We start from the raw sequence: 8530 nt of genomic DNA, 5'->3' as shown, positions 1-8530 counted from the left end.
TTTTAAGGATGTTGACATCACTTTCTATAATAAGAATCAATTTTTCGCCCAAAGTTGCATCTGGTTCTGAAGTTATAAAAAATCGCTCCGTAATTTGATCGGCAAGTTTCGCTTCAATCTGTTCTGGAAATAACTTAACACCTCCTGAATTGATCATATTGTCAATACGGCCTATCAATTCGAATTCAGTGGCCGAATGCAATTTAACCACATCATTGGTCACTAAACGCTCTGGTGCCACTTTTGGAGCGTCAATCACTAAACAGCCTCGGTCATCTTGCGAAATAGTCACTTTCGGAAATACTTTAAAATAATTGGATTTCTGTTTGCCATTCATCGCTTTTATCGCAATATGACTCACGGTTTCAGTCATGCCATAAGTCGCATAAATTTTGGTTTTTAAGCCTTGGATTGCTTCTTCCAAGGGTTTTGAAATGGCTGCGCCTCCAATAATCAGGGTTTTTATATTATGGATATATCCCAAAGTATTCTTTAATTGCAGCGGTACCATGGCACAAAAGTCATAGGTTTTGCCATAATCGAAAATTGGATGTGTGGTAGGATCCACAAAATCGAGATCCAAACCTAAAATCATGGCTCTGACCAACATCATTTTTCCTGCGATATAATGGGTTGGCAAACACAATAAAGCCGTTTGCCCCGGTTTCATTTTAAAATAATTACCCGTTGCAATGGCAGAATTGACCATGGCCTGTTTACTCACTTTCATTAATTTAGGCTGCCCTGTAGATCCTGAAGTCTTGACATTGATATAGTCTTTTGAATCCAACCAATCCATCAAGAAATCGCCCATTACTTTTTCATAAGGTGCGCCTTCTTTAACTAAACTATAAGCAACTTCTCGAAGTTCTTCCGCGTCATAAAAGTTTGAATTTAATCGAAATTTCAAATGAATTTTATCGAAAGATGGCGTCATTTTATGGGGTTTTAAGTATTGATTTGTTAACTATTATATGTGGACTAAGATATAATTTTCATGCGGAACGAAAGTATCGATATCGAAAAAAAAGAACCTTATTCAGTTCCAATTTGATTGATCTCTTCCGACATACGATTATTTTCTGTTGATGGTTCTACAACCTTGCCGAATAACTTTCCTTTCCAATCTGTCCAGTTATAGACTTTCGATAAAATGAATAGAATAATAGGAAACAACACAAATACTGGCATTAAAATATCCATAAACTCCGCAGATTTCGGATCGGATAAATCTTTAAAAATAGAATGCGTTTGGAAAGCCGTCCAATCGGCAGTGACCAATAAAGCGGTGAATAAATTGTTAGCCGCATGAAAGCCTAAAGACAGTTCCAAGCCTTCATCCATCAACGTCATAATCCCTAAAAACAAGCCCGTACCAATATAATAGATCATAATTATGGGCCCAAGTTTATCGACTTCAGGATTTGAAAGATGCAACAATCCGAAGACTGCGGAAGTAATTACCAAGGGAATCCATTTCGATTTTGTAACCACACCAATGCCTTGCATCAAATAACCTCTAAATAAATATTCCTCAAAACTGGTTTGTAAAGGCACTAAAATAATGGCAATCACACACAAAATCAGGAATGGCTGCAAATTAAAGTTGAAAACATAATCTTCGGGCGACATATAATAATCAATGAGCACCAAACTCGAAGATAAAATACCCCAAAAGAAGAAAATCGTCCAAAAACGTTTCCAATCAATTTTTGGTCGTGATGTTGTTAAGGAGGTAATGGACTGCTTGTGCAACCACTTCACAACGCCGAGTAAAAACAATAATCCGCCAGCAAAAGGAAGTAAAATAAACACCAAATTGACATTGGATTCAAACAATCCCATAAGATAGGCAGGATCGTTCATTCTTGATTGATCAATGGTCCCACCTTGCATCGTTTTAAATAGGATCCCAATACCATGGGGAATGGAAAAAATAAACACACCAATAATGGCAATCGCTAGTCCTACAACATAACGCCACCAATCATGTAATCCTTTAAACGCCTGAGCTATATACATATTCACTTATAAATTAAAATTCCAATGTGTTATTTTATTGTACTGCAATGTACCATTTTTCACTTGCAACGGACTATCGAAATTATTGGTATATAAACCTCCAGTTCCAAGTCCTTGAGGACTATCGCTTTTCAAAGTGTAAGTCCATTGTGCAATCGCATTTAATCCTACATTACTTTCTAATGCGCTTGTAATCCAATACCCAATATTGGCGTTTTCAGCAGCTGCTATCCAATCATTACTGCCATGAAATCCACCAACCAAAGTCGGTTTTAGAATAACATATTGCGGTTGAATGGTTTGTAGCAAATCATACTTATCTGTGACATCAAAACTGCCAATTAATTCTTCATCTAATGCAATATCGAGCGGGGTTGTTTGACATAATTTTGCCATTTCCTCCACTTGCCCTTGTTTGATGGGCTGTTCAATTGAATGCAAATGATAGTCCGATAATCGTTTTAGTTTTTCTAAAGCATCAGCAGGCGTAAATGCACCATTGGCATCCACACGCAATTCCATATCATCTGCAGAAAAATGGGTTCTGATAGATTTTAGAAGGTCTAATTCCGTTTGAAAATCAATGGCACCAATTTTTAGTTTGATGCAGGTGAAGCCTTCGTCAATTTTATTTTTGATTTGTTCTCTCATGAAAGTTTCCGATCCCATCCATATCAATCCGTTAATGGGAATTGCATCCTGACCTTTAGTAAATTCGGAAGGAAACAATTCAAAAGGCACTTCACTTTCTAAATCAAAAAATGCCATTTCCACACCAAACTGAATGCTGGGAAATTCTTTCAACTTTGAAAGCAGCACTTCCTTTCCCAAGAAAATATTTTTACACGTCCAATTTAAAACCGCTTCAAAATCTGGTCGGTCATCAATCGACAAGCCTTTAAACATGCCACATTCGCCGATGCCTTTTTTTCCTTCGGATTCAATAATAAGGAACCAAGTATCCTTAGTTTTGAGGACTCCACGCGAGGTGCCACTGGGGTGTTTAAAGTTGAGGATGTATTTTTGGTAAGATGCTGTCATAATAGGGTCAAAAATAGTCAAATAATTTTGTATTTTTAAGAATGAAAGCGACGTTAGCAATAGAATAGAGGTGTTCAAAACAACATCTCATTTTTAGCCACGAATTTCACTTATTAACACGAATAAATGAGAACAGCGCAATCGGAATTCGCGAAATGATTATATAAAAACGATGAGATAAATGAAAAAATCTAAAGATTATATCAAAAATCCGTGATTATCAAGTAATTTATGGCTTAACATGTTTAATGCTTTTGCCCTCATCTCGAAACTTTAATTTGCCTGATATGAAATTTGATGACGGGAGATAAATTTATATGACAATAATCTCCTTAAACTTTATAACTAGTTAAAAAATGCCAGAATTTCCAAATATCATTCTTTACGCCATTCCGTTTTTCATCATTTCGATGGGACTGGAACTTTATGTGAGCATCAAAGTAAACAGAAAAACTTACGAAACCAAATATGCCTTTACCTCCATCGCGATGGGATTGGGGAATGTGTTTTTGGGATTCTTCAGTAAGGCGGTAGTATTGTTAGCGTTTATGGTCATTTACGAAAATTTCAGGATTTTCACCATTCCATTTGCTTGGTGGAGTTTGGTGCTCTTGCTATTTGCTGATGATTTTTCATATTATTGGTTCCATCGCATTTCTCATGAAAACCGATTGTTTTGGGCGTCTCATGTGGTGCATCATTCTTCAGAACATTATAATTTGAGCACGGCCTTGCGCCAAACCTGGTCTGGTGGGTTTTATTCGTTCATCTTTTGGTTATGGCTCCCGTTGATTGGTTTCCATCCCGGAATGATTTTATTGCAAATGTCTGTAAGCTTATTGTACCAATTCTGGATACATACCGAAGCGATCGACAAAATGCCCAAATGGTTTGAAGCGGTCATGAATACGCCATCGCACCACCGCGTGCACCACGGCAGCAATCCCTTATATTTAGATAGAAATTACGCCGGAATTTTCATTATTTGGGATAAACTATTCGGCACTTTTCAACCAGAACTTAAGGATGAAAAAGTCATTTATGGTTTAGTGACCAACATCAAAACATACAATCCTTTGAAAGTTGCTTTTAATGAATGGATGGCCATGGGACGCGATGTGTTCTCTGGAAAGAAATCGATCCAAGATCGCGCTAAATACATCGTCAAACCTCCCGGATGGAAACATGACGGCACTGGGAAAGTGAGTGATGATTTGCGCAGGGAATGGCAGGAGTCAGTACACAGTGGGCAGTGTTCAGTTGGCAGTGTTCAAACAGCGGTCGGCAGTCCTCGTTTTTCCGTAAGCAGTGAACGGTCCGATTATAAGCCACAGACTAAAGATTCATCAGGGTTCCATTAACAACAGGTTGTACTAAACAAACGTAATGGTTGACCAAACAACCAATGTAAATTCATGAAATTTTAATAGGTTTTAGGTAGCAGGCGCAAGAGATCGATTTTTGTTACACTAAGGGCACTTGATTCCCGTTCTTCTCAACTTTTTGAAAAATAGATGTTTGTAAGGATTATTAATAGGCGATTTCCATAATTTAAAGTTCGATCTTCCTTTTCAAGCTTCAAAATGGCTTTATCACCGACCTTTTTATCTGTCAACAATTTTGTAATGGGGGAAATGAAATATACTTTTCCTTTTGAAATATCAGCTTCATCGACCCCTGCAATTTGATATTTCGACATTTTTTTTCTGAGCCTATTATAAGTGTTACCAATAAACCAATTCGGACTTCATTTTGTGGTTGCTTGGTAAGATCAACAATTTTTGCTGTAGATATGCGGTTTTGCAATAATTGTTATTTTGCATTGATATGATTTATGGCAATGCGTCTTTCATTCTCGTTTAGACTTTCCAATTGATCAATGCTATTAATCAATTCCTGCTTTTCATCTAAAGCGCATTGAAACCAAGCTGGGTAACATAGTTCCTTATGCCTTCTGACAAATCGGCCCTTGGGGAAACAATAGGAATTTCCTCTTGATCTTCTTCCCTGACAAATCCTCTGCTCATGATTTATTTTATTTTAATGACAACTTTTCCTTTGGTTCGTCCTGCATCTTTCAAAGGAAATGTTTTATCAATAATGGTTTTTACCTGCGCTGACTCTACAAGCCTTGTAACTTCATTTAATTGTTTTCATCTGCTCTTATTAAAAGTAAACCCTAAAATGCCGATTTATAATGAATTTGCTTTGTTATTTTTATTCTTTTCGAAGTTAAATATAATTTGGCAAAAAAATTCAATTGCATTCGCATTGCAGTGCCTACATCAGCAGGGTCATTAACGGGATTAACCTTTTTGCTTCTTTTTAAACACTTCAAACGCATCTTCGGTGTATTCAACTGATATAAAGAACATAAAATCGTTTTTTCATTTTAAAAAGTGATTGTGATATTGCAATTATTTGTCTTAAAAACGACAAAACCCCAGCAATGCCGGGGTTTTATCTTTATTTAGAGGTTTCAATTAAAAGAACCCCATTGGTTTTTTGTCGTAAGAGATCAACATGTTTTTTACAACACGGTAATGATCTAATGCCATTTTGTGGTTTTCACGACCAAATCCAGATTCTTTCACACCACCAAAAGGAGCATGAGCAGGATAAGTATGATATTGGTTTACCCAAACTCTACCCGCTTGGATAGCACGTGGAACTTGGTATAATTCGTGAGCATCACGAGACCAAACACCAGCACCTAATCCATAAGGAGTATCGTTAGCGATAGCGATAGCTTCTTCAGTAGAACTGAATGTTGTTAAAGCTACAACTGGTCCAAAAATTTCTTCTTGGAAAACACGCATATCGTTTGTTCCTTTTAATACAGTTGGTTGGATGTAGTATCCTTCAGAAATTTCTCCTTCGTAGTTACCAGCGTCCCCACCAGCTAATACTTCAGCACCTTCTTCTTTGCCAATTTTGATATAGTTAAGGATTTTTTCGTACTGTGGTTTAGAAACTTGAGAACCAATCATTGTTTCAGGATCTAATGGATTACCTGTTTTGATTGCTTTTAGACGCTCTTGCATTTTCGCGATAAAATCGTCAGCGATATCTTCATGTACTAAAATACGAGATGGAGCTGTACATATTTCTCCTTGGTTAAGTGCGAACATTAGCGCTCCTTCGATAGCTTTGCTATAGAAATCATCGTCGTGATCTGCTACTGATGGGAAGAAAATGTTTGGAGATTTTCCACCTAATTCCATGGTTACTGGAATAATGTTTTCAGCTGCATTGTGTAAAACTTTACGTCCTGTTTCAGTAGAACCAGTGAATGAAAGTTTAGCAATACGTTTAGAAGTTGCTAAAGCTGCACCAGCTTCCGCACCAAAACCAGTTACGATGTTTAATACACCTGCAGGTAAAATATCACCTATCAATTCCATTAACATGATCACACTAGTAGGAGTTTGTTCTGCTGGTTTAACAACTGCAGTACAACCTGCTGCTAAAGCTGGAGCAATTTTCCAAGCAAGCATTAACATTGGGAAGTTCCAAGGAATGATTTCACCAACTACTCCAATAGGTTCGTGTAAAACGATACTTACTGTGTTTTTGTCATGCTCAGAGATACTTCCTTCGTCTGCACGGATAACTCCAGCAAAATAACGGAAGTGATCAATACAATAAGGAATATCCGCTGCTCTTGATTCACGGATTGGTTTACCGTTATCAATTGTTTCTAATGTTGCCAAGTATTCGAAGTTGTCTTCCATTACTTGAGCGATTTTTAGTAAAGCATTACTTCTTTCTGTTGCAGATGAAGTACTCCAAGAAGGGAATGCTTCGTGAGCTGCGTCTAAAGCAAGATCAATATCTTCTTGCGTTGAACGGGCTGCTTGAGTAAATACTTTTCCATCTACTGGAGATACATTGTCGAAATATTGACCTTTTACAGGTGCTACGAATTTACCGCCAATAAAATTCCCGTATCTTTCTTTGAAAACGGGTTTTGTTACATTTGCCATAATTATTTATTTTTGTTTCTAACTAATGCTTGCTAAAACAAGCGTTGTGTAATTACACCACAAATGTACGGCGGTAGGCGGCCTGCTTATTTATTGAAACAGCTCAATAACTTATGAAAACGGGTCAATTTGCATTTCTAATTTCTGTTTTAAATTTTTATTTATTTTAAATATCTGTAAATCAGATAATTGATTAGATTGTTGTTAATTTTAAATGTCTGTTGGACTAACGCCAAATTTATTTTTGAAAGCTATACTGAAGTTCGAAAGGTTGTTATAGCCGATATCCAAATAGATATCTGAAGGTTTTAAGTCGCCTCCTTGCAATAGTTCTTTTGCTTTTTGTAGCCGTTTGTCTTGAAGCCATTTACCGGGCGGTTCGTTGTATTCTGAAGTAAACTGGCGTTTAAAAGTTGATAAACTCATGTTGCACAAAAAGGCAATTTCCTCCAGTTTTAGATTAGAATGAATATTGCTTTCCACTACGTTTTTGAATGGGGAAACCTCCTTTGAGATTAAAGAATGTAAATAATATTCGAAACTATTGCCGTATTTATTGAGCAGATACAACATGATTTCTTCAAACTTTAAAAGTAATAAGGCATCACTAAAATTGTGGTTTGTAAAAGTGTTAGAGGATAAAGAACTTATAAAAGCAGCTAAATAGTCGTCGTTTTCAATAACGAAATAGGGAACATCTTCCTTAAATGGCTTTACGTCGTTGGTGTACTTGCTTAGGAAATCGGTTAGTATTTTTTCTGAAAAAAAGAAAAGCTTACAGTAATAAATAACTTCCGTGTCGAGCAGCTCCGTCCATAACCAGTTTCCCTTTTTTAGCAATAATGATTGCTTGCTGTTTACGGCTATAGACGTATCTGCGAAATGCACTTGCTTTTTGCCTACTTGCAGAAAGCTAAACATATTCATGCTCAAATTCACTTTACTTTTAACCACATCGCTGGTCATTTTAAAGTCATAGACAAATATGTCTTGTTCAGATTTCTTATTCTGAAAATATATTTCCGGTATGTTTTCTATTGGCATTTGGATTTATTTAGTTTTCAGGTGGCATTTTGGGCTTTGCGAAGGTGGCTATTTTAACAAGAAATGTTGATGCGGATAATCAAACTTTGCTTAGCCCACAATTGTGTCTGGAGAGCATTGAATAACCACTTTTGTCAAGCGGCTGTGTGTGCCTCTGCATGCATTCCTTCTGTTAGTACTAAAGTAACGATAAAATCTGGAGGGTAATATCCTTATTGGCGAATTTAGATAAATAATCGAGCCGATTAGCTATCGGAAGGAAGAATTGGAGCAAAGCGGAAATCAAGAACAAATAAAAAAAAACAATCAATTGTGAGCTAACCCCGAACGCAAACGGAAAAACCTAATGCGTTTAGGAGTAGATGCCGATCATGCCTATGCATAGAGTAGTACACGAAAAGGAGGCTGGCGCATAGCGAAAAGCCCAATTCTTAAAC

Annotated in this window: 7 protein-coding genes; 1 reads left to right on the top strand and 6 read right to left on the bottom strand. The window is 36.8% G+C overall.

Translation table 11 applies throughout. The features are described from left to right. The 3 genes from ABIQ28_RS13065 to ABIQ28_RS13055 form a co-directional block, all read right to left on the bottom strand. A partial coding sequence (locus tag ABIQ28_RS13065) for an AMP-binding protein (protein ID WP_348038014.1) occupies window positions 1–937 on the bottom strand: 937 nt, incomplete at its 3' end. Between the two features lie 98 nt (window positions 938–1035). After that, window positions 1036–2022 (bottom strand): CPBP family intramembrane glutamic endopeptidase, encoded by a 987-nt coding sequence (locus ABIQ28_RS13060; protein WP_348038012.1) that lies wholly within the window; start codon window positions 2020–2022, stop codon window positions 1036–1038. 6 nt (window positions 2023–2028) lie between these two features. Continuing rightward, entirely contained in the window at window positions 2029–3063 is a 1035-nt protein-coding gene (locus ABIQ28_RS13055; RefSeq protein WP_348038016.1) for an o-succinylbenzoate synthase, read from the bottom strand. 356 nt (window positions 3064–3419) lie between these two features. Here ABIQ28_RS13055 and ABIQ28_RS13050 point away from each other — a divergent pair, with 356 nt between their 5' ends. Next, the gene (locus tag ABIQ28_RS13050; protein ID WP_348038010.1) at window positions 3420–4424 is read left to right on the top strand and encodes a sterol desaturase family protein; all 1005 of its coding nucleotides are present in this window, start codon (window positions 3420–3422) and stop codon (window positions 4422–4424) included. Between the two features lie 134 nt (window positions 4425–4558). On the opposite strand, the gene ABIQ28_RS13045 is transcribed toward ABIQ28_RS13050, so the two are convergent. From ABIQ28_RS13045 to ABIQ28_RS13035, 3 genes are all read right to left on the bottom strand, one after another. Then, complete coding sequence (locus tag ABIQ28_RS13045) at window positions 4559–4762, bottom strand: GreA/GreB family elongation factor (RefSeq protein WP_348038008.1); 204 nt, start codon at window positions 4760–4762, stop codon at window positions 4559–4561. A gap of 784 nt (window positions 4763–5546) precedes the next feature. Then, entirely contained in the window at window positions 5547–7049 is a 1503-nt protein-coding gene (locus ABIQ28_RS13040) for an aldehyde dehydrogenase family protein (protein WP_348038006.1), read from the bottom strand. Between the two features lie 210 nt (window positions 7050–7259). Continuing rightward, on the bottom strand, window positions 7260–8093 hold the full coding sequence (locus tag ABIQ28_RS13035; protein ID WP_348038004.1) for an AraC family transcriptional regulator: 834 nt from the start codon (window positions 8091–8093) through the stop codon (window positions 7260–7262). Window positions 8094–8530 lie beyond the last annotated feature (437 nt).

This window comes from Gelidibacter sp. (genome assembly GCF_039916245.1).
In the GTDB taxonomy this organism is placed as follows: Bacteria; Bacteroidota; Bacteroidia; order Flavobacteriales; family Flavobacteriaceae; genus Gelidibacter.
This window is presented reverse-complemented; position numbering and strand designations above follow the sequence as displayed.